Annotated in this window: 19 protein-coding genes; 9 read left to right on the forward strand and 10 right to left on the reverse strand. The window is 60.8% G+C overall.

Translation table 11 applies throughout. The features are described 5' to 3' along the window. Positions 1-18: 18 nt before the first annotated feature. Genes ACQRBT_RS09420 through folE2 form a run of 4 tightly spaced genes read right to left on the reverse strand, consistent with a single transcriptional unit; the run spans position 19 to position 3330 of the window. The gene (locus ACQRBT_RS09420; RefSeq protein ID WP_412046242.1) at positions 19-897 is read right to left on the reverse strand and encodes a metal ABC transporter substrate-binding protein; all 879 of its coding nucleotides are present in this window, start codon (positions 895-897) and stop codon (positions 19-21) included. A gap of 11 nt (positions 898-908) precedes the next feature. Beyond that, entirely contained in the window at positions 909-1775 is an 867-nt protein-coding gene (locus tag ACQRBT_RS09425) for a metal ABC transporter permease (RefSeq protein ID WP_412046241.1), read from the reverse strand. Further along, positions 1775-2443 carry a metal ABC transporter ATP-binding protein gene (locus tag ACQRBT_RS09430; protein ID WP_412046240.1) on the reverse strand — a complete coding sequence of 223 codons (669 nt, stop codon included), beginning with the start codon at positions 2441-2443 and terminating at the stop codon, positions 1775-1777. Before ACQRBT_RS09430 ends, ACQRBT_RS09425 begins: the two co-directional genes overlap by 1 nt. Further along, positions 2440-3330 (reverse strand): GTP cyclohydrolase FolE2, encoded by an 891-nt coding sequence (gene folE2, locus ACQRBT_RS09435; protein WP_411984890.1) that lies wholly within the window; start codon positions 3328-3330, stop codon positions 2440-2442. Before folE2 ends, ACQRBT_RS09430 begins: the two co-directional genes overlap by 4 nt. A gap of 128 nt (positions 3331-3458) precedes the next feature. Here folE2 and ACQRBT_RS09440 point away from each other — a divergent pair, with 128 nt between their 5' ends. Further along, entirely contained in the window at positions 3459-4682 is a 1224-nt protein-coding gene (locus ACQRBT_RS09440; protein WP_412046239.1) for an N-acetylmuramoyl-L-alanine amidase, read from the forward strand. Here ACQRBT_RS09440 and ACQRBT_RS09445 read toward each other — a convergent pair. Then, positions 4679-5047 (reverse strand): hypothetical protein, encoded by a 369-nt coding sequence (locus ACQRBT_RS09445; RefSeq protein ID WP_060756608.1) that lies wholly within the window; start codon positions 5045-5047, stop codon positions 4679-4681. The two genes, ACQRBT_RS09440 and ACQRBT_RS09445, sit on opposite strands and share 4 nt — an antisense overlap. Positions 5048-5172: 125 nt before the next feature. Between ACQRBT_RS09445 and dksA the strand changes: the two genes are divergently transcribed. From dksA to ACQRBT_RS09465, 4 genes are read left to right on the forward strand one after another with little or no spacing between them, the layout of a single operon-like run. After that, the gene (gene dksA, locus ACQRBT_RS09450) at positions 5173-5577 is read left to right on the forward strand and encodes an RNA polymerase-binding protein DksA (protein ID WP_060756609.1); all 405 of its coding nucleotides are present in this window, start codon (positions 5173-5175) and stop codon (positions 5575-5577) included. Between the two features lie 26 nt (positions 5578-5603). Further along, the gene (gene zigA / locus ACQRBT_RS09455) at positions 5604-6812 is read left to right on the forward strand and encodes a zinc metallochaperone GTPase ZigA (protein ID WP_412046238.1); all 1209 of its coding nucleotides are present in this window, start codon (positions 5604-5606) and stop codon (positions 6810-6812) included. Continuing rightward, on the forward strand, positions 6812-7456 hold the full coding sequence (locus tag ACQRBT_RS09460) for a DUF1826 domain-containing protein (RefSeq protein WP_244701179.1): 645 nt from the start codon (positions 6812-6814) through the stop codon (positions 7454-7456). Before zigA ends, ACQRBT_RS09460 begins: the two co-directional genes overlap by 1 nt. A 44-nt stretch (positions 7457-7500) precedes the next feature. After that, positions 7501-8463 (forward strand): CobW family GTP-binding protein, encoded by a 963-nt coding sequence (locus tag ACQRBT_RS09465; protein WP_412046237.1) that lies wholly within the window; start codon positions 7501-7503, stop codon positions 8461-8463. Here the strand turns inward: ACQRBT_RS09465 and ACQRBT_RS09470 are convergent. Next, on the reverse strand, positions 8457-8852 hold the full coding sequence (locus ACQRBT_RS09470) for a DUF3301 domain-containing protein (protein ID WP_060756613.1): 396 nt from the start codon (positions 8850-8852) through the stop codon (positions 8457-8459). The genes ACQRBT_RS09465 and ACQRBT_RS09470 overlap by 7 nt on opposite strands. Positions 8853-8969: 117 nt before the next feature. On the opposite strand from ACQRBT_RS09470, the gene pdxY reads away from it, so the two are divergent. Then, the gene (gene pdxY, locus ACQRBT_RS09475) at positions 8970-9842 is read left to right on the forward strand and encodes a pyridoxal kinase PdxY (protein WP_104995055.1); all 873 of its coding nucleotides are present in this window, start codon (positions 8970-8972) and stop codon (positions 9840-9842) included. Here pdxY and ACQRBT_RS09480 read toward each other — a convergent pair whose 3' ends face one another. After that, positions 9843-10325, reverse strand: a complete 483-nt coding sequence (locus ACQRBT_RS09480; RefSeq protein WP_016978672.1) for an acyl-CoA thioesterase — start codon at positions 10323-10325, stop codon at positions 9843-9845. Between the two features lie 291 nt (positions 10326-10616). Between ACQRBT_RS09480 and ACQRBT_RS09485 the strand changes: the two genes are divergently transcribed. Next, on the forward strand, positions 10617-12380 hold the full coding sequence (locus tag ACQRBT_RS09485) for a cation:proton antiporter (protein WP_060756615.1): 1764 nt from the start codon (positions 10617-10619) through the stop codon (positions 12378-12380). Between the two features lie 17 nt (positions 12381-12397). On the opposite strand, the gene ACQRBT_RS09490 is transcribed toward ACQRBT_RS09485, so the two are convergent. The 3 genes from ACQRBT_RS09490 to uvrD all read right to left on the reverse strand — a co-directional run bounded on the left by ACQRBT_RS09490 (position 12398) and on the right by uvrD (position 16287). Continuing rightward, positions 12398-12805 (reverse strand): SMI1/KNR4 family protein, encoded by a 408-nt coding sequence (locus ACQRBT_RS09490; protein WP_034129154.1) that lies wholly within the window; start codon positions 12803-12805, stop codon positions 12398-12400. A 135-nt stretch (positions 12806-12940) separates the two neighbouring features. Continuing rightward, positions 12941-13813, reverse strand: coding sequence for a Tim44 domain-containing protein (locus tag ACQRBT_RS09495; RefSeq protein WP_060756617.1), 873 nt, complete (start codon positions 13811-13813; stop codon positions 12941-12943). Between the two features lie 290 nt (positions 13814-14103). Next, positions 14104-16287 carry a DNA helicase II gene (gene uvrD, locus ACQRBT_RS09500; RefSeq protein WP_060756618.1) on the reverse strand — a complete coding sequence of 728 codons (2184 nt, stop codon included), beginning with the start codon at positions 16285-16287 and terminating at the stop codon, positions 14104-14106. A 278-nt stretch (positions 16288-16565) separates the two neighbouring features. On the opposite strand from uvrD, the gene ACQRBT_RS09505 reads away from it, so the two are divergent. Further along, complete coding sequence (locus tag ACQRBT_RS09505; protein ID WP_060756619.1) at positions 16566-19439, forward strand: EAL domain-containing protein; 2874 nt, start codon at positions 16566-16568, stop codon at positions 19437-19439. A gap of 163 nt (positions 19440-19602) precedes the next feature. Beyond that, positions 19603-20469: a transcriptional regulator HexR gene (hexR, locus tag ACQRBT_RS09510; RefSeq protein WP_003177007.1), complete on the forward strand. Its 867-nt coding sequence runs from the start codon at positions 19603-19605 to the stop codon at positions 20467-20469. The last annotated feature ends 126 nt before the right edge of the window (positions 20470-20595 follow it).

Genomic DNA, 20595 nt, shown 5'->3' on the forward strand with positions numbered 1-20595 from the left:
GGTCGAGCATGCACAAGGTCATGGTTTGCTCAGGGCGGCGCACAGGGTGTTGAGGTTGTATTCGAACAGCCCGGTGAAGGTGCTGGCCGGGCCCTCTGCGGCGAGGGCGTCGGAGTACAGCGTGCCGCCGATCTGCGCGCCGCTTTCGTCTGCAATCTGCTTGAGCAGGCGCGAATCCTTGATGTTTTCCATGAACACGGCCTTGACCTTGTCTTTGCGGATCTGGGTGATCAGCGCGGCCACTTCGGCGGCCGAAGGCTCACGTTCCGTCGACAGGCCCTGAGGTGCCAGGAACTGGATGCCGTAGGCCTGGCCCAGGTAGCCGAACGCGTCATGGGAAGTGACGATGCGACGGTTGCCCGCCGGCAGTGCGCCGAATTTGGTTTTGGCTTCGGCCAGCAGGCGGTAGATCTCTTTCAGGTACGCCTGGCTGTTGCGCAGGTAATCGGCCTTGTTGGCCGGGTCGGCGGCCACCAGCGCCTTGGTGATGTTGTTCACGTAGATTTCGGCGTTGGCCAGGTTGTGCCAGGCATGTGGGTCGGGGATGGTTTCACCGTCTTCTTCCATGGTGTGGGAAATCACGCCTTTGCTGGCGGTGACCACGGTCGCCTTGGTTTCGGTGCTGGTCACCAGGCGGTCAAGCCACGGCTCGAAACCCAGGCCGTTCTTGATAATCACCTTGGCCTTGAGCAGCGCCTTGGCGTCATCCGGGGTGGGCTCGTAGGTATGGGCGTCGGCGTCGGGGCCGACCATGTTGCTGATCTGGATATGATCGCCACCGATCTGGTGGGTGATGTCATCGAGAATACTGAAGCTGGTAACCACCTGGAGTTTGTCGGCGGCCTGGACCATCGACAGCGGTAGCAGCAGGCTGAACAGCACGAGTAGAGCGCGCATCGGGAAACACCTCATTGGGATGTAAGCAAAGGCGGGCGGCGCAGCAAGCCGTGCACCGGACCGAAGACCACGGACAGCAGGTACCCGCCGCCAGCCACCAGCACGATGGCCGGGCCGCTGGGTAGCGAGTAGTAGAACGACAACAACAGGCCCAACCACACCGACAGGCATCCCAGCACCGCCGAGACGGCGATCAACACCGGCAGGCGCCGGCTCCAGAAGCGTGAAGCAATGGCCGGCAGCATCATCAATCCCACCACCATCAACGCGCCGATGGCCTGGAAGCCAATCACCAGGTTCAGCACCACCAGGGTCAGGAACAACCCGTGTGCGAGAGGGCCGAGGCGACTGACGGTTTGCAGGAACAGCGGGTCGAGGGTGTCCAGCAGCAGCGGCTTATAGATCAGTGCCATGGCGACCAGGCTGAAACCGGACACCCAGAGCATGCCTGTCAAAGTGGTTTCATCCACGGCCAGGGCGGAGCCGAACAGCAGGTGCAAGAGGTCCAGGCGCTTGCCGGCGAGGCCGAGGATCAGTACGCCGGCGGCGAGTGAGATGGGGTAGATGGCGGCGAGGCTGGCATCTTCACGCAGGCCGGTGCGGCGGGTGATCCATGCGGATAAACCCGCCATGCCCAGACCTGCGCCGAGGCCGCCGATGGTCAAGGCAGGCAGGCTGAGGCCGGCGAACCAGAAGCCCAGCGCGGCGCCGGGCAGGATGCCGTGGGCGACGGCGTCGCCGATCAGGCTCATGCGCCGCAGGATCAGGAATACCCCGAGCGGCGCTGTGCTGCAGGCGAGCACCAGGCCGCCGATCAGCGCGCGGCGCATGAAGACGAAGTCATGGAAGGGCATCCACAGGTGGGCGGTGAAATGCATCAAGCCACCTGCATGTGCGGTTGTGGGCGGATCAGTTCCTGGCTCGACCCGAACACGCAGCCAGTGCTTTTGATGTGTACCACTTGCTGGGTGTGATGGCGCACGGAGGCGAGGTCGTGACAAACGATAACCACGGTGCGGCCTTCCTCATGCCAGGCATGTACATGTTTCCAGCACAGCGCCTGGCCTTCTTCATCGAGCGCCGCGTGAGGCTCATCCAGCAGCAAGACTGGCGCCTCAGCCAGGCTCATGCGAGCGAGCAGTGCACGCTGCAATTCGCCACCCGACAACGCCATCAATGGGCGGTGCTCAAGGCCGCTGAGGCACCAGCCTTTCAGTACTGTTTGCAGACGCTGGCTGCGTTGCTCCGGGCTGAGCTGGGTGCCCCAGAAGCCGGCGGCGACCAACTCTTGCAGGCTGATGGGGAACTGGCGATCGAGGTGTTGTTGCTGGGGCAGGAACGACAAGCCGCCGCGGCGTGGCACCTCCACGCTGACTTTGCCGGCCAGCGGCTTTTGCAGGCCGGCGATGACTTTGAGCAGGCTGCTTTTGCCGGTGCCGTTGGCACCAATGATCCCGGTGAGGCTGCCTTTTGCCAGCGTGAGATCCAGGGCGGGCGTCAGTGGCTGGCCGGGAGCGCCCCAGCGTAAGGCGGTGCAGGTGATCATGCAGAGGGTCTCGTCCAGCGGCTTTCAGCCACGGCATCATGCGCGTGCAGGCTTTCGGCGTGGATCACTTTCAGGTGGAAGGCTTTGACGGCATCCGAGCGTTTCAAGGCGAGGTTCAGGCGGCGGGCGGCGTCTTCGCAGAACATCAGGTTCTGCCCGTTGGCCAGGGCGAAGGCTTGTTCGTCCGCTCGTTTCACTGCGGTCTGTACGGCGGTGCCCAGGGCGGCTTCTGCGTCATTGATCAGGTCAGTGAAGGGCAGGTGCTCGCCTTGCAGTTGAACGTGCAATTGGGCGCTGCTGCGTTGGCTATGAGGAGTGGCAACGATGCCGCTGGCGCTGCCGAGCCAGGTCAACACGTCCGCATGCTGCAACTGGGTATTGGCAAAATCCTGGAGAAATTGCTGCTGAATCAACTGCCTGGCGAGGGCTGCCGAGCATGGGCAGGTTGAGGAGTAGGTAACGTCAATTTTTAGTTCCACGTGGAACATCTGGTTTTCCAGACGCGCTTCGATGCTCACCGGATAGCTTTTCCAGCCGGCCAATGGACTGACGAGAGCCGGGCGTTTCAACAGCAGATCCGTGTGAATACGCAAGTAAGCGTTCTTAGATAATCCTTCATGACTGTCGAGAAAACGTTGAAGTACATTACGCAGAAGTGCAGGCGTCAGAAGCTGCTGATCCAGCATTTCCAAGGCCAGGTACAAGCGTGACATGTGAATGCCACGGGCCGCGCCATCGTCCAGGCTGACGCCGGCGTCGGCAATGGCGGTCAGACGTTGGCCATCGATAAGGATGGGCAGGGCGATGCCGCACATGCCCACCCAATCGAGTGGCAAGGCTTGGCGTGAAGCCTGCGCGGCAATATCCGGCAGAGTCAGCGCATTCATGGGCAGGTCCATCGTTGGAAATAAAAAGACATGTTATATTATAACTATTGAGTCGACGATGATTTTTCTGCTTCAGCCTTTCTTCAGTCAAGTCGAGCAGGGACGCTCCTTTATTTGCGGTATTTGCCATGCACAGACGTCAGCTCCTTAACCTGCTGTTGGTCAGTCCCCTGTTCACCTTGCCTTTGGGGGCTTACGCCACGCAGATTCGCAATGCGCGCCTGTGGCGCTCGGATGACAAACTGCGGTTGGTGCTGGATCTCAGCGGTCCGGTGCAATACAAGACATTTTCCCTGACCGCGCCGGAACGGGTGATCATCGACCTGAGCGGTGCCGGGCTCGCGGGGGATTTTTCTCAGCTGGCATTGAAAAACAGTGGGATCACCTCGATCCGCTCCGGGCATTTCGGCAAAAACGACACCCGTATCGTGCTGGACCTGGCCGTGCCGATGCAGCTCAACAGTTTTCTCTTACCGCCGCAGGATGGCCAAGGTCACCGCCTGGTGCTGGACCTGACTAATGCCACCCACGCGCCTCGCCTGATTGCCTCAGAAACGGCGCCCCCAGCAGTTGCATCAGCGGCGACGGTAGATAAAGCGCACCCCAAGCGTGACATCATCGTGGTGGTCGACCCCGGCCACGGCGGCAAGGACCCAGGTGCCGTTGGCTCCAAAGGCCAGCGCGAAAAAGACGTGGTGCTGTCCATCGCGCAGTTGCTGGCTAAACGCTTGAAGCGCGAGAAGGGCTTCGCCGTGAAACTGGTGCGCAATGACGACTTCTTCGTGCCGCTGCGCAAGCGCGTGGACATCGCCCGTCAGCACAAGGCCGATATGTTCATCTCGGTGCATGCCGATGCCGCGCCACGGCTGACGGCCTCCGGGGCGTCGGTGTATGCACTCTCCGAAGGGGGGGCTACCTCTGCCACGGCGCGCTTCATGGCCCAGCGCGAAAACGGCGCGGACCTGCTCGGCGCCACCACGTTGCTCAATCTCAAGGACAAGGACCCGATGCTCGCGGGGGTGATTCTTGATATGTCGATGAACGCCACCATCGCGTCCAGTCTGCAATTGGGCAGCTCGGTACTGGGCAGCCTGCAAAACATCACCACGCTGCACCAGAAACGCGTCGAGCAGGCAGGCTTTGCAGTGCTCAAGTCACCGGATGTACCGTCGATCCTGGTGGAAACCGGGTTTATCTCCAACACTCAGGACGCTCAGCGGCTGGTGACGGCGCGTCATCAACAAGCGGTAGCAGATGGCCTGTTCGAAGGCTTGAAAAAATACTTCCAGAAGAACCCGCCGATGAATAGCTACATGGCCTGGGTTCAGGAGCAAAAGAACGGCCAGGTCTAACAACCGGTGATACGGCTGCACGTGAACTTGGCGCTGGCGCCACCTGAACTGGAGAACCGGTTGAGGGTGGTCCAGCCCACGCGCCGGGTGTAGCCGACCCACGCCTCACCATCGGACGCCAACCCGGTAAAGAACGTCAGTTGCCCGTAACGGCTGTTGGTCTGCGCCCAGTAGCGCTTGCCGATCACCTCGAACCCGCGCAAATACGTGGTGCTGCCGACAGTCGCCACGCTATAGGCGTTCCCCAATGGGTCCACACAGGCCAGCAAGTTGGCGCTGCGCGTGCAGTTGGCCAGCAGGCTCGGCGCTTGAGCGTGGGCTTGGCCTGCCGCAGCCAACAAGAGCGCGCACAACAGGTATTTCATCGGGGTTCTCGCAACAAGAGAGTGTTTCAGCATTGCGCCCTTCGTCGTAACGAGCAAGGGGGATTGGCTTATTTGTGTTGTTATACTATAACATTAAAAACCGCCTGACCCATGAACCGTTTCCCATGACTGAGCAAGACCTCCTGGCCCAACCGCCCGCCGATTACATGAATGAGGCCCAGCAAGGCTTCTTCCGCGAGCTGTTGCTGGCCCAGCGCAACGAGCTGCAAGCGCGTATCGACGCCGAGTTCCTGGCGTTACGCGAGCAGGAAACCAACAGCGACCCGGCGGATGTCGGCAGCGCCGAAGAACAGCGCCAATGGCAACTGCGCCTGCTGGAGCGCGAAAAGAAGCTGTTGGACAAGATCGACGACGCCTTGGAGCGGCTGGCCCGCGGTGAATACGGCTGGTGCCGTGAGACCGGCGAGCCCATCGGCCTGCAACGTCTGCTGCTGCGTCCCACGGCCACCCTGTGTATCGAAGCCAAAGAACGTGAAGAGCTGCGCGAACGCCATAAACGGGCGATTTGACCGGCCCCCCTGATGAGGACTACCTGATGACCCACCGTCTCCCCGTTACTGTGTTGTCCGGCTTTCTCGGCGCCGGTAAAAGCACGCTGCTCAACTACGTCCTGCGCAACCGCGAAAACCTGCGGGTAGCCGTGATCGTCAACGACATGAGCGAAATCAACATTGATGGCAGCGAAGTTCAGCGTGACGTCACGCTCAATCGTGCCGAAGAAAAACTGGTGGAAATGAGCAACGGCTGCATCTGCTGCACCTTGCGTGAAGACTTGCTGGAAGAAGTCGGAAAACTCGCCAAGGAGGGTCGTTTCGATTACCTGCTGATCGAATCCACCGGCATTTCCGAACCGTTGCCCGTGGCTGAAACCTTCACCTTTCGCGATGAAAACGAGCAGAGCCTGGCCGATATTGCCCGCCTGGACACCATGGTCACGGTGGTCGACGGCATGAACTTCCTGCTCGACTACCAGGCTGCCGAAAGCCTGGCCTCGCGGGGCGAAACCCTGGGTGAAGACGATGAGCGCTCCATCACCGACCTGTTGATCGAGCAGATCGAGTTCGCTGACGTGATCCTGATCAGCAAGATCGACTTGATCAGCAGTCGCGAGCGCGAAGAGCTGATGGCCATTCTTGAGCGCCTGAACGCCCACGCGGAAATCATCCCTATGGTCATGGGCGAAGTGCCGCTAGCCAAGATCCTCAACACCGGCCGCTTCGACTTCGAGCGCGCCTCCCAGGCGCCGGGCTGGTTGCAGGAAATGCGCGGTGAGCATGTGCCGGAAACGCAGGAGTACGGCATTGCGTCCACGGCATACCGCGCGCGTCGTCCGTTTCATCCGCAGCGTTTTTTCGACTTTATCGACCGTCCGTGGGTCAACGGCAAGCTGTTGCGTTCCAAGGGTTTTTTCTGGCTGGCCAGCAAACATCAGGATGCAGGCAGTTGGTCTCAGGCGGGAGGGTTGATGCGCCATGGTTTCGCCGGTCGCTGGTGGCGTTTTGTGCCGAAAAGCCAATGGCCTCAAGATGAAGAAAGCATCGCGGCGATCATGGGCAACTGGCAATTGAGCACCGGCGACTGTCGCCAGGAGCTGGTCTTCATCGGCCAGAACATCGACTTCGCCCGGATGCGCGCCGAACTGGACGCGTGCCTGCTCACCGATGAAGAAATGGCCCTGGGCGTCGAAGGGTGGCGTCAGTTGGTCGATCCCTTCGGCCCTTGGTATGAAGAGGTTGCAGCTTGATGCTCGCCCCGGTTATCACGCCGTTGCCGGTGATCCGCCAGACATGCGGCGAAACCCCACTGACGCTGGCCGACATTCTTGAAGACGGCGTCAACCTGGCACTCTGGCAGCGCCCATTACCGCTGCATATCGCTGAGTTTGGTGCCTTGCTGGTGGCGCTCAACGAGCCGTTGGCCGAGTCCCTGGTGATCGAGCTTAACCATGAGAATGCCGTACCGGACTTGCAGGGCTTGGCGTCCGGTTGCCGAGATCTGGAAGGCTACGAAGGTTTTATCGCCGATGTGTCGTGGCTGGTCAGCGCCTTCGCGTGTCTGCTGGGCGCCAAGCGGGTGGGGGTGCGCCTGCGGCTGTTGGACAAGGCCATGTGCCCACGTTTTCACGTCGACCATGTGCCGGTGCGATTGATCACCACCTATGCCGGGGTCGGTAGTCAATGGTTGCGCGAAGGCGAGATGGACCGCTGTAAACTGGGTCAGCCGCAGGCCGAACCCGTCGAGCGCATCGAACAGATTCGCTGTGGCGAAGTCGCCCTGCTCAAGGGCACTAAATGGCATGGCAATGAAAGGCATGGTTTGATTCACCGCTCACCAGCGCTCAACGCAGATGAGCGACGGTTGATCCTGACGCTGGATTGGCTTGCATAACCGCGTAGGATCAAGCTTTCTACACGCCCTGAATGATTCCCCTCATGCTGCAGAACATTCCCACCCATGTGATTGCCGGGCCATTAGGGGCCGGCAAGACCAGCTTGATCAAGCATCTGCTTGCCCAGCGCCCGGCCAACGAACGTTGGGCCGTATTGATCAATGAGTTTGGACAGATCGGCCTGGACGCCGCTTTGCTCACCCAGGAGGACGATGGCATTGCCCTGGGCGAAGTGGCCGGAGGCTGCCTGTGTTGTGTGAACGGTGCACCCTTCCAAGTGGGCCTGGGCCGTTTGCTGCGTAAGGCCAAGCCGGATCGCTTGTTTATAGAGCCCTCGGGCCTGGGCCATCCGGCGCAATTACTCAAGCAACTGCGGGACGCGCCCTGGCAGCAGGTGTTGGCGGTGCAACCCTGTGTGCTGGTGCTGGACGCCCAGGCGTTGGCGGCGGGCAAAGCCTTGCCCGAAGCGCAACGAGAAACACTGGCCCATGCCGGCCTGCTGGTCCTGAACAAGGATGAGTCGCTGGATGCCGCTCAGCGCACGGCTATTGAACGACAACTGCCCGGCTGCCCGCTTTACTGGACCCAGCAGGCGCAACTGCCGTTGGCGCAATTGCCAGGCTTGAATTCAAATGCGACGACGGCTGTGGATAACATCCCAATGCCCAACCGTCTTGCGCAGATGCCGACCGTCTGGAACGACCCCGCGCAGCCTATCTGCCTGAGCCAATCTCAAGAGGGCGGCTGGAGCATCGGATGGCGCTGGCACCCTGGCCAGCAATTCGATACGCGGCGCCTGCATCAATGGCTGGCAAGCCTGGAATGGCGTCGTGCCAAGCTGGTTATCCACAGCGGCGAAGGCTGGGTTTCGGCTAACGCTGTGGATAACAGCCCGCTCATCTTGCAACCCAGCGAATGGCGGCGCGATTCACGCCTGGAATTGATTTTCAGCGAACCACAGGACGTGGCCGCGTTGCAGCATGCGCTGGCCGCCTGCCGTCAGTGACGGTGTTTGGTGGCATGGTCCTGACGCCACTGGCTCAGCTCAATCACCTCGGCGCTGGGCAGGGGAGTCTTGATCTCGAACGGGTAGGGCGCCAGTTCGATCTGGGCGCTGTGGGCGCCAAACTGGGTGATGGTCCCGGGATGACGGGTTTCACCGGTCACGGTGAACTCGAAGTTATAGATGCGTGCCAGACGCCGCCGTCCGTTGGCATCCTTCACAAAACCGATGCGTTTCAACGCCACCGCGCCATCGAGCAGTTCGATGTCGAGCTTGGCGCAATGCTGTTTGACCCGTTCCAGCGCCCGCTCGCGCAGGCCGTGGTTGTGCCATACCCAGGCGGCACCGGTCGCCAGCAGCATCAACACAAAGATGTTTCCCAGGGTCAGCATGCGATGAACTCCAACAAAGTGAGAGCAGCTTAACTGTGTCGCTGGTCTGTCGTACAGGCTGCGTTTAGTCGCATACTGCCCGGCCAGAATTTCAATGGCTTTACGGAAATCTCCCGCATGAAACGCACACCTCATCTGCTTGCGATCCAGTCTCATGTGGTCTTTGGCCACGCCGGAAACAGCGCCGCCGTGTTCCCCATGCAGCGGGTCGGGGTGAATGTCTGGCCGCTCAACACGGTGCAGTTCTCCAACCACACTCAGTATGGCCAGTGGGCAGGAGAAGTGTTGGCGCCACAGCAAATTCCGGCGCTGGTGGAAGGTATTGCCGCGATTGGTGAGCTGGGTAACTGCGACGCGGTGCTGTCGGGTTACCTGGGCAGCGCCGCTCAGGGGCGTGCGATTCTCACCGGGGTGGCGCGCATCAAGGCCATCAACCCCAGGGCCCTGTACCTGTGCGACCCGGTGATGGGGCATCCGGAAAAAGGCTGCATCGTGCCTCAGGAAGTCAGCGATTTCCTGCTCGATGAAGCCGCTGCCATGGCAGATTTCCTGTGCCCCAACCAACTGGAGCTGGACAGCTTTGCCGGGCGCAAGCCGCAATCGTTGTTCGACTGCCTGGGCATGGCCAAAGCGTTGCTGGCGCGGGGGCCGAAAGCGGTGCTGGTCAAGCACCTGGATTATCCGGGCAAACTCCCGGATGGTTTCGAGATGCTGCTGGTGACGGCGGAAGGTAGCTGGCACCTGCGCCGGCCGTTATTGGCTTTCCCGCGCCAGCCGGTGGGGGTGGGCGATCTGACATCCGGGCTATTCCTGGCGCGGGTGCTGTTGGGCGACAGCCTGTTGGCGGCCTTCGAGTTCACGGCGGCAGCGGTGCATGAAGTCCTGCTGGAAACCCAGGCCTGCGCCAGTTACGAGTTGGAACTGGTGCGAGCCCAGGATCGTATCGCTCATCCACGGGTGCGCTTCGAGGCTACACCGATCGGGCTGTGATCAAGCGTCAGCCTTGATTTCCTGGTAGCGCTTTTCCAGCTCCTGGCGGATCTGCCGGCGCTGCTGGGCCTGCACGAACCGGCGTTTGTCTTCGCTGTTCTGTGGCTGCAGCGGCGGTACGGCGGCAGGTTTGCGCTGGTCGTCCACGGCCACCATGGTGAAGAAGCAGCTGTTGGTGTGACGCACCGAGCGCTCACGGATGTTCTCGGTCACCACTTTGATGCCCACCTCCATTGAGGTGTTGCCGGTGTAGTTGACCGAGGCGAGGAAGGTCACCAGCTCGCCGACATGGATCGGTTCGCGAAAAATCACCTGGTCGACCGACAGCGTGACGACATAGCGCCCGGCATAACGGCTCGCGCAGGCGTAAGCCACTTCGTCGAGGTATTTGAGCAGGGTGCCGCCGTGGACATTGCCTGAGAAGTTGGCCATGTCAGGGGTCATCAATACCGTCATCGACAGCTGGGCGTTTCCGGGTTCCATAGCACACTCACGGGTTGTAGGCATCGGTTGGGGGGCACCTCTGCGGGTGCTGAAATCTTTGCAGCGTTCTCCCTAACGGGACGCCGGTGAGCGGCTTGCCGTCACGCCGGGACCGATCTGTTTCCATATATTGCACCGGCTTTCTGTCGGAAGTCGCGGTGTTAACCTTCAAAAGCCCATCTCAGGGCATTTCTTACGATCAAGGCAGACTTTTCCCTCCGCACTTTGCGACAGTTCAAAGGCGCGGGTGGAAGTGGGAAAAGCGCCGGTACCCTCAAGGAGCCCCTCGCCATGCACGCCATCAGCTTTATCCAGGATCTGGCCGTGATCATGCTGGTGGCAGGGGTTGTTACCATCCTGTTTCATCGCCTCAAGCAGCCGGTGGTGCTGGGTTACATCGTCGCCGGCTTCATCATCGGCCCGCATACCCCGCCGTTCGGCCTGATCCACGACGAAGACACCATCAAGACCCTCGCCGAGCTGGGGGTGATCTTCCTGATGTTCTGCCTGGGCCTGGAGTTCAGCCTGCGCAAGCTGTTCAAGGTGGGTGCCACGGCGTTTATCGCAGCCTTCCTGGAGATCATCCTGATGGTCTGGATCGGCTACGAAATCGGCCGCTGGTTTGACTGGAACACCATGGACTCGCTGTTCCTCGGCGCGATCCTGGCGATCTCCTCGACCACCATCATCGTCAAGGCGCTCAATGACCTGAAGATGAAAAACCAGCGTTTCGCCCAGTTGATCTTCGGTGTGCTGATCGTCGAAGACATTCTTGGCATCGGCATTATCGCCTTGCTGTCGAGCATTGCCGTCAGTGGCACGGTCAGTTCCGGTGAGGTGTTCTCCACCGTGGGCAAGCTTTCACTGTTCATGATTGTGGCGCTGGTCATCGGCATTTTGCTGGTGCCACGCCTGCTGGCCTACGTGGCCCAGTTCGACAGCAATGAAATGCTGCTGATCACCGTGCTGGGCCTGTGTTTCGGCTTTTGCCTGCTGGTGGTCAAGCTCGAATACAGCATGGTGCTGGGGGCGTTCCTGATCGGTGCGATCATGGCCGAATCCAGGCAGTTGCTTAAGATCGAACGCCTGATCGAGCCTGTTCGCGACATGTTCAGCGCGATTTTCTTTGTAGCCATCGGCCTGATGATCGACCCCCAGATCCTGCTGCAGTACGCCTGGCCGATTGCGGTGATCACCGTAGCCGTGGTGCTGGGCAAGATGCTTTCCTGCGGCCTGGGCGCCTTTATCGCCGGCAATGATGGGCGCACTTCCTTGCGGGTGGGCATGGGGCTGTCACAAATTGGCGAGTTTTCCTTCATCATCGCGGCGCTGGGGATGACGCTTCAGGTGACCAGCGATTTCCTGTATCCGGTCGCAGTGGCGGTGTCGGCGATCACCACGCTGCTTACGCCGTACTTGATTCGCGGGGCCGACCCACTGTCGTTGAAGCTTGCTGCGGTCATGCCCAAGCGCCTGGGCCGGGTGTTCGGGATGTACGGCGAATGGTTGCGCAGCATTCAGCCTCAAGGGGAAGGTGCGATGCTGGCGTCGATGATCCGCAAGATCATCCTGCAGGTGGGAGTGAACCTGGCGCTGGTGGTGGCGATCTTCTTCGCCGGCAGCTTTTTTGCGGTACGTATCGGTGGGTATCTGCAGGGTTGGATCAGTGATCCGAGCTGGCAGAAGGCGTTGATCTGGGGGGGAGCATTGCTGCTGTCGTTGCCGTTTTTGATTGCGGCGTATCGCAAGCTCAAGGCGCTGTCGATGTTACTGGCGGAGATGAGCGTGAAACCGGAGATGGCCGGGCGGCATACCCAGCGTGTACGACGGGTGATCGCCGAACTGATCCCGATCCTGTCGTTGCTGGTGATCTTCCTGCTGTTGGCAGCCTTGTCGGCCAGTATCCTGCCGACCAACAAGCTACTGGTATTGATCGCCGTGGTGACTGCGGCGGTGGCGGCGGTGCTCTGGCGATGGTTCATCCGCGTGCATACGCGGATGCAGGTCGCCTTGCTGGAGACGCTGGATAACCACAAGGATACGCCGGAGCACTAGAGGTCAGGAAACGGGGCTCAGCTTTCCAGCCACACGTCCCGTGCCCAGTGCCACACCGACTCCCAGGTTTCTTCGGTGACGAGTTCTTCTTCGCCGGACCACAGCACCACGGTGCCGTCTTCTTCGACGCAGTAGTAGTCGTCGCCGTCCTGGCAGATCGGAATCAGGCTGCGGTCAACCCCGGCATCCCATGCATTTGCGGCCACGTCGGGCAGGTAGGTATGGGATTGCGGGTCAGTCACGGTCACGGGCTCGAGGCTGCCGTACACCACGTCGCTGACGGTCAGCAGGAATTCGCGGAAGACAAACGGGATATCGATGAACAGCTGTTCCTCGATTTCCACCAACAGGTCTTCGTCAGGCAGTTCCAGAGGAACCGGGACCGGTTCATTGGCTTCACGCAATTGTTCGATGATTTCTTCCACGGCCGGGATCCTCTTGCTAGTTGGCGCGGTTTATAGAGGCGTTTTATACAGTAGCTCGCTATAAGTGCAACCGTGAAATAGAAAACCCCGGAACAGGTCCGGGGTTTTATTACCAAGTGCTCAAGCGCGCAGTTATCAGCCGTTCTGGCGGATACCTGCGACCAGCCAAGGCTGGTTGTCGCCTTGGGCGCGCTCCATGTTCCAGCTTTCGCTGAACACTTCGCCCTGGTCGAAACGCGAGGTCTTCGACACGCCACTGAAGGTCAGGGTGGCGATGGTCTTGTCGGCGCGATCATCCACACCGTCCAGCTGGACGCGCAGGTCGTCGATGTAGGTCGACTGGAAGCCGTCGCCCAGATCGGCGCGTTCGCGCTTGAGGAACTCCAGCAACTGCGGGGTCACGAACTCGGCGATCTTGTCCATTTCGTTGGCGTCCCAGTGTTGCTGCAGGGACTGGAAGTGGTTGCGGGCAGCTTCGACGAAGCGTTCTTCGTTGAACCAGGCGGGTGCATTGATGACCGGGCGTGCGGACGCAGGAGCAGCCGAACCACCGAAGATCGAACCCATGGCAGGTTTTTGTTCGAACACTTCACGCTGCATCGGCGCGCCGGCTGGAGCCAGGTGCTCCTGTTGCTTGCGTCGACGAGCGGCGATAAAGCGGAAGATCACAAAGGCGATGACCGCCAGGATCAGGATGTCGAAAATCTGCATGCCCTGGAAGCCGCCACCCATGAACATGGAGGCGAGCAGGCCGCCGGCGGCGATACCGGCCAGAGGGCCCAACCAGCGCGAAGCACCGCCGGCCTTGGCAGCAGCGCCCGCGGCACCGGCTGCACCAGCGGTTGCGGCAGCGCCGCCCATGCCGCCGGCGGACGGAGCCATCTGGCTGGTCTGGTGAGTCGGTGCCGAGCCCATGCTTTTGCCGCCACCGAAGCGTTTGGCGTTGGCGTCGAGGCTCATCGTCAGGCCGATGCACAACGCCATGGCGATGCTAAGAAAACGTTTCATAAAGGGAATTCCCATTTGTGGATTGCACGCGCGCCATGTTGCACAGGTGTCGTGACAGTGGCTAGCGACATAATGTTTCGGGCTTTTGCGTAAGACCGATTCCGAAGGGTCTGTAGGACTAGTTACAGATATTGGCCCGCAACGCCGAAAAACAAGAGAAGGCCAGGACTCTTCACACCGATCGTTCCCACGCTCCGCGTGGGAATGCCTCATGTGACGCTCCGCGTCATGACCTGAACGGTGGACGCAGAGCGTCCAGGGCTGCATTCCCACACAGAGCGTGGGAACGATCAGACGGCTTCGAGCTTCGCGTAACCCATCATCAGCCACTTGCTGCCTTCGGCGAAATTCACCTGTACCCGTGCCTGGGCGCCGGCGCCTTCGAAGTTGAGGATCACGCCTTCACCAAAGATCGCGTGCCTGACCTGCTGGCCAAGGCTGAATGGTGTTTCCGGAATGTCCGAACCGGCAAACATGCTGCTGGAGTTCTGCTGCTGGCCGCCGCCGAACGGACGGCTGACGCTGTTGGACAGGCGCACTTCCTGAACCAGGCCTTTGGGCACTTCACGTACGAAGCGCGACACCTTGTTGTAGGTCTCGCTACCGTAGAGGCGTCGAGTCTCGGCGTAGGTCATCACCAGGTTCTGCATCGCGCGAGTGATGCCCACGTAGGCCAGCCGGCGTTCTTCCTCAAGGCGACCGGGCTCTTCCAGGCTCATTTTGTGCGGGAACAGGCCTTCTTCCATGCCCACCAGGAACACATAGGGAAACTCCAGGCCCTTGGCGCTGTGCAAGGTCATCAACTGGATACTGTCTTCATGCTCATCGGCCTGGGTATCGCCGGCCTCCAGCGAAGCATGCCCAAGGAAAGCGGCGAGCGGAGTCAGCTCTTCGTCTTCCTCGGTGTTTTCGAAGGCGCGGGCGGCGCTGACCAGTTCCTCAAGGTTTTCTACCCGAGCCTGGCCTTTCTCGCCTTTCTCCGCTTCGTGATAGGCGATCAGCCCGGATTGTTCGATCACGGTCTGGGTCATCAAGTGCAGCGGCATGTCGGCACACTTGGCGGCCAGGTTCTCGATCAGCTCGACAAACACGCCCAACGCGCTGGCGGCGCGGCCGGTGAGGCCTTTATTGGCGATCAGCAGGCGCATGGATTCCCACATCGATACATCGGCATGGCGCGCATGGTCGCGAATTGCTTCGACGGTTTTTTCGCCGATGCCACGGGCCGGGATATTGATCACCCGCTCCAGCGCCGCATCGTTGCCACGACCTTCCAGCAGGCGCAGGTAGGCCATGGCATTCTTGATTTCCGCGCGCTCGAAGAAGCGCTGGCCACCATAGATGCGGTACGGGATACGCTCGCGCAGCAAGGCTTCTTCGAGTACCCGCGATTGGGCGTTGGAGCGATACAGAATCGCGATATCACTGCGTGCCAGGCCGGTTTTCAGCGCGCTTTCGATGGTTTCCACCACGTAGCGGGCCTCATCGTGCTCGTTGAACGCGGCGTACAGGTTGATCGCCTCGCCTTCGCCGCCATCGGTCCACAGCTCTTTGCCCAGGCGCCCGGTGTTGTTGGCGATCAAGGCGTTGGCGGCCTTGAGGATACCGGCGGTGGAGCGGTAGTTCTGCTCCAGGCGGATGGTGACCGCGTCCGGGAAGTCTTCGGAATACTGGTAGATATTCTCGATTTTCGCGCCACGCCAGCCGTAGATCGACTGGTCGTCGTCACCGACCACCATCAGGCTGTCGCCACCTTTGGCCAGCAGGCGCAACCAGGCGTACTGCACGGCGTTGGTGTCCTGGAACTCGTCCACCAGGATGTGGCGGAAGCGTTTCTGGTAATGGGCCAGCAAGCCTGGGTTGTCACGCCACAGGTCAAGGGCGCGCAGCAGCAGTTCGGAGAAGTCGATGACACCGGCGCGCACGCAGGCCGCCTCGTAGGCTTCATAGATACTGCGCATGGTGGCCAGGAACAAATCGCCGCTGGCCTGGATATGTTGCGGGCGCAAGCCCTCGTCTTTCTGCCCGTTGATGAACCATTGCGCCTGTCGTGCCGGCCAACGCTGTTCATCGAGGCCCAGTTCACGGATCACCCGCTTGACCAGGCGTTGCTGGTCGTCACTGTCGAGGATCTGGAAGGTCTGGCTCAGGCCCGCTTCCTGCCAATGTGCCCGCAACAGGCGGTGCGCCAGGCCGTGGAACGTGCCCACCCACATGCCGGCCGGGCTGATGCCCATCAACTGCTCGATGCGATGACGCATTTCGGCAGCGGCCTTGTTGGTGAACGTCACCGACAGGATGGAATGCGGGGACGCGTTCTCGACCTGGATCAACCAGGCGATACGGTGCACCAGCACTCGGGTTTTACCGGAGCCAGCACCGGCCAGGACCAACTGACGGCCAACGGGGGCCGCTACGGCCTGGCGTTGGGCATCGTTGAGGGAGTTCAGCAAAAGAGAGAGATCATCGCGCATCGGCGCATTCTAGGGTGCCGGGGGGAGACGGGCAAATCCCAATGCCGGGTGGTCGACACAAAGCGTCAGGCGCGGCGACGACCGGCTGTCATTGCGCCGCTGGTGATGACCGGTTGGTCATGGGCCGCAACCCGCGCAGCGTCTCGCTCAAGCTGTGCGGCCGCGATCTTTGCACACAAACATCGAGCGGCTTTTATGACATGGAGCAGTTTGGCCCACGCGTTTGCTTGTGTATGCTCCGTCGACGTTTCGGGCTCACCATTACAAGAACACTGCCTATGACCCTCAGCACCGACCTGCCTGGCACCTCGGCGGCGCCCGCACAGGTCATCCGTAAAGACTATGCAACCGAGATGGCGGTAGAGCGCACGCGTCTGCTGTATCAGGGCTCGCTGCTGCCCACCTTATTAATGCTGGTCAACGGCCTGGTCTGCGCCTGGCTGTTGTGGAGCCCCAAGCTGTACGTGCTGGACAGCATCTGGCTGGTCTGGTTGCTGGCCCTGGTGGCGATGCGCGTCATTCAGGTGGCGGCCTTCGAGTCAGCCATGCCCAGCCGCCAGGCCCAGCCGATCTGGCAGCGCATGTTCATGCTCGGCTCGACAGTCAGCGGCTTGACCCTGGCCATCGCCGCCATTGCGCTGGTGCCGGCCGACAGCTTTATACAACAGGCCTGGGTGTTCGGGCTGCTGGGGGCCGCAGCGTTGTCGGCCAGCGTGGCCTATGCCGTGAGCCTGCCGGCGTTTCTGTCGTTTGCCATGCCGTGCCTGGTGCCGACCATCCTTTATCTGTTCTGGAGCGGTGGCCCGCAGCAGCAAGGCTGGGGTGTGCTGGGCCTGATCCTGCTGGCGTCCTTGAGCCTGGTCGCCTGGCAGGTCAACCGCCTGATCCAGCGCGGGTTGCTGCGACGCTTCCAGAACCAGGCCCTGATCGAGCATCTGCAGCAGGCACAGCAACGCAGTGAACAGTTGAATCAGGAACTGGTACGCGAAGTCGAACAGCGCCGTCAGGCTGAACAGGAACTGCGCGACGCCCAGACCGGCCTGCAAGATCGTGTGGCCCAACGCAGCCAGGAGCTGGACGCCGCCAGCCTTGCCCTGGACAAGAGCGAAGCGCGCCTGGCCATGGCCTTGCAGGCCAGCGAGCTGGGCCTCTGGGACTGGAACCTGCAAACCGACGAAGTCCATCACACCCAGCTCAAAGAGCTGTTCGGGCTGGAGCCGGAGTACGTCACGGCGATGCTCAGCCACCTGAAGCCGCGCCTGCACCCCGAGGATCTGCCGCTGCTCAAGCGTGCCTTGGTCGAACACCTGAAAGGCCGCAGCGAGGACTATCAGGTGGAATATCGCGTGCGTCACGGCGACGGCCATTGGGTGTGGATCGAAGACCGGGGGCGCGCGGTGGAGTGGGCGCCCAGCGGACGGGTAACGCGCATGCTCGGCACTCGTCGTGATATCAGTGCCGGCAAGGCGCTTGAAGAGCAGCAGCGCCTGGCTTCAACGGTATTCGAGGCCGCCAGCGAAGGCATTGTGATTCTCGACCCGGATTATGTATTGATCGCCGTGAACCAGGCGTTCAGCCGTGTCACCGGCTTCGAAATCGACGACATGATCGGCCGTAACGTTGTGGAATTACCCAGCAGCCGCGATGCGCGCCGTCACTTCCCGGTGATCCGCCAGGCCCTGCTCAGCCACGGCACCTGGCAAGGTGAACTGGTGGAAACCCGCAAGAACGGCGAGCTGTATCCGCAGTGGCTACAGCTGAATGTCGTACGTGATGTACGTGGAAAAGTCAGTCATATCGTGGGCTTTTTCGCCGATCTGTCGGCGCGGCGCGAATCCGAGGAGCGCATGCGCTACCTCACCCATTACGATGAATTGACCGGGCTGGCCAATCGCTCGCTGTTCCGCGAACGCCTGCGTGAGGCCCATGCGCGGGTGCGCCAGGGCGGGCGCAGCCTGGCGCTGCTGCATATCAATCTGGATCGCTTCAAGCTGCTTAACGATAGCCTGGGCCATGAAGTCGCCGACCAACTGCTGCAAAAAATGGCACGCCGCTTGATCAACGCGTTGCCCGAGGCCGATACCATTGCGCGGCTGTCCGGCGACGAGTTTGCAGTGCTGTTCGATGCCTACGGCAACCTGTCGAGCCTGGCGCGGGTGGCCACGCGTCTGCTGGCCAAGCTGCGGGTGCCGGTGACGGTGGAGGGGCACGAGCTGGTGGTCAGTGCCTCGATGGGCGTCAGCCTGTTGCCGGATAACGCGCGGGAAATTTCCGCATTGGTCAGTCAATCGAACATGGCCATGCAGCATGCCAAACACTTGGGCGGCAATAACTTCCAGTTCTATACCGACAGCCTGCAAGCCAGCACCCTGGAGCGATTGCAGCTGGAAAACCAGCTGCGCAAAGCCATCGACGAGCGTCAGCTCACGGTGTTCTACCAGCCGAAACTGTGCCTGGCCACTGGCACCCTGAACGCCGCCGAAGCACTGGTGCGCTGGGAGCATCCGCAGTGGGGCATGGTACCGCCGGGGGACTTTATCGGTTTGGCTGAAGAGACGGGTTTGATCGCACCACTGGGCGAATTCGTGCTGCGCCAGGCGTGCTGGCAAGCGTGTGAGTGGCAGCGCCAGGGCCTGGCGCCGATCCGGGTGTCGGTGAACCTGTCGGTGCACCAGTTGCGCCATGGCAAGCTGGTCAGCCTGGTGCGCCAAGTGCTGGAAGAAACCGGCCTGGACCCGCAATACCTCGAACTGGAACTGACCGAAAGCCAGCTGCTCGACAGCGTCGAGCACATCATCGCGACCTTCCAGCAACTGCGTGACTTGGGGGTGAAACTGGCGATCGATGACTTCGGCACCGGTTATTCGTCCCTTAGCTACCTCAAGCGCATCCCGGTGGACTACGTGAAGATCGACCAGGCATTCATCCGTGGCCTTGGCCAAGGTCGTGAAGATGCCGCGATTACCCGTGCAATCATCGCCATGGCGCACGGGCTGTCGCTCAAAGTGGTGGCCGAGGGTGTGGAAGACCAGCAGCAGCTTGATTTCCTGCGCAGGGAGCGTTGCGATGAAGTGCAGGGCTACCTGATCAGTCGGCCGATGCAGGCGCAGGGGCTGGCTCAATTGTTACGGAAAAATGCAGATTTTCCTTAGCGACCGCGAGAGCGCCTTTGTGGCTACCAAAGTACCTGCCCTTTGATTCAAAGGGCAGCAGGGCGATTTAGTGATGCATCGGACGGGCAAAACGACAATTCTTGTAGTATAACTACAAGCTTGCTACATCCCTGGCGTCTGCCAATAACAAGAGTCCTGCCCTTTGAACCTGTTGCAACATATCGCCCAGTCGCGCCACCTGTTACGCAAATCGGAACTCAAGGTTGCCGATCATGTGCTGCTTGATCCTGCGGCCGTGATGCACAGTTCCATGGCCGACCTGGCCCACAGCGTGGGCATCAGTGAGCCGACCATCGTGCGCTTCTGCCGCGCTATCGGTTGCTCGGGGTTCCAGGACTTGAAACTCAAGTTGGCCCAGAGCCTGGCGGCCGGTGCGAGCTTCGGGCAGTTTGCGATCCATGAAGATGACTCCGTCGCCGACTACAGCCTGAAAATTTTCGACACCACCTTGCACACGTTGATGGAAGTGCGCGAGAAGCTCGACCCGGTAGAGCTGCAAAAGGCGGTGACCGCCATGTCCCAGGCCCAGCGTGTCGAGTTCTATGGTTTTGGTGCATCCGGCGCCGTAGCGGCTGACGCCCAGCACAAATTCTTCCGTCTGCTGCTGACTGCCGCGGCCTACAGCGACCCGCACATGCAGGCAATGTCGGCCGTGACCTTGAAGCCTACCGACGTGGCGATCTGCATCTCCCAGTCGGGCCGTTCCAAAGACCTGCTGATTACCGCCAACCTGGTGCGCGAAAGCGGCGCCTCGCTGATCACCCTGTGCCCTAGCCAGACACCATTGGCGGAGTTGTCCACGGTCAACCTGGCGATCGATGTGCACGAAGACACCGAGATCTACACTCCGCTGACCTCGCGTATTGCTCACCTGGTGGTGATTGACGTGCTGGCGATGGGCGTGGCGATGGCGCGTGGTCCGAGCCTGGTCAACCATCTCAAGAGCGTGAAGCGCAGTTTGCGCAGCCTGCGTCTGTCGCCCAAATCCGTCAAAGCCTTGGACGACTGAAAGCTGTACACGGATTCAAATGTGGGAAAGGGCAAGCCCTCCCACATGTTGACCGGAATATTCATCGTCCTGTCATCCTCACTTCGCTAAACCGTCATCCTCTGTGCCCATCCTGAACTCCCCGTA

Source organism: Pseudomonas sp. R19M (assembly GCF_050312585.1).
In the GTDB taxonomy this organism is placed as follows: Bacteria; Pseudomonadota; Gammaproteobacteria; order Pseudomonadales; family Pseudomonadaceae; genus Aquipseudomonas; species Aquipseudomonas palleroniana.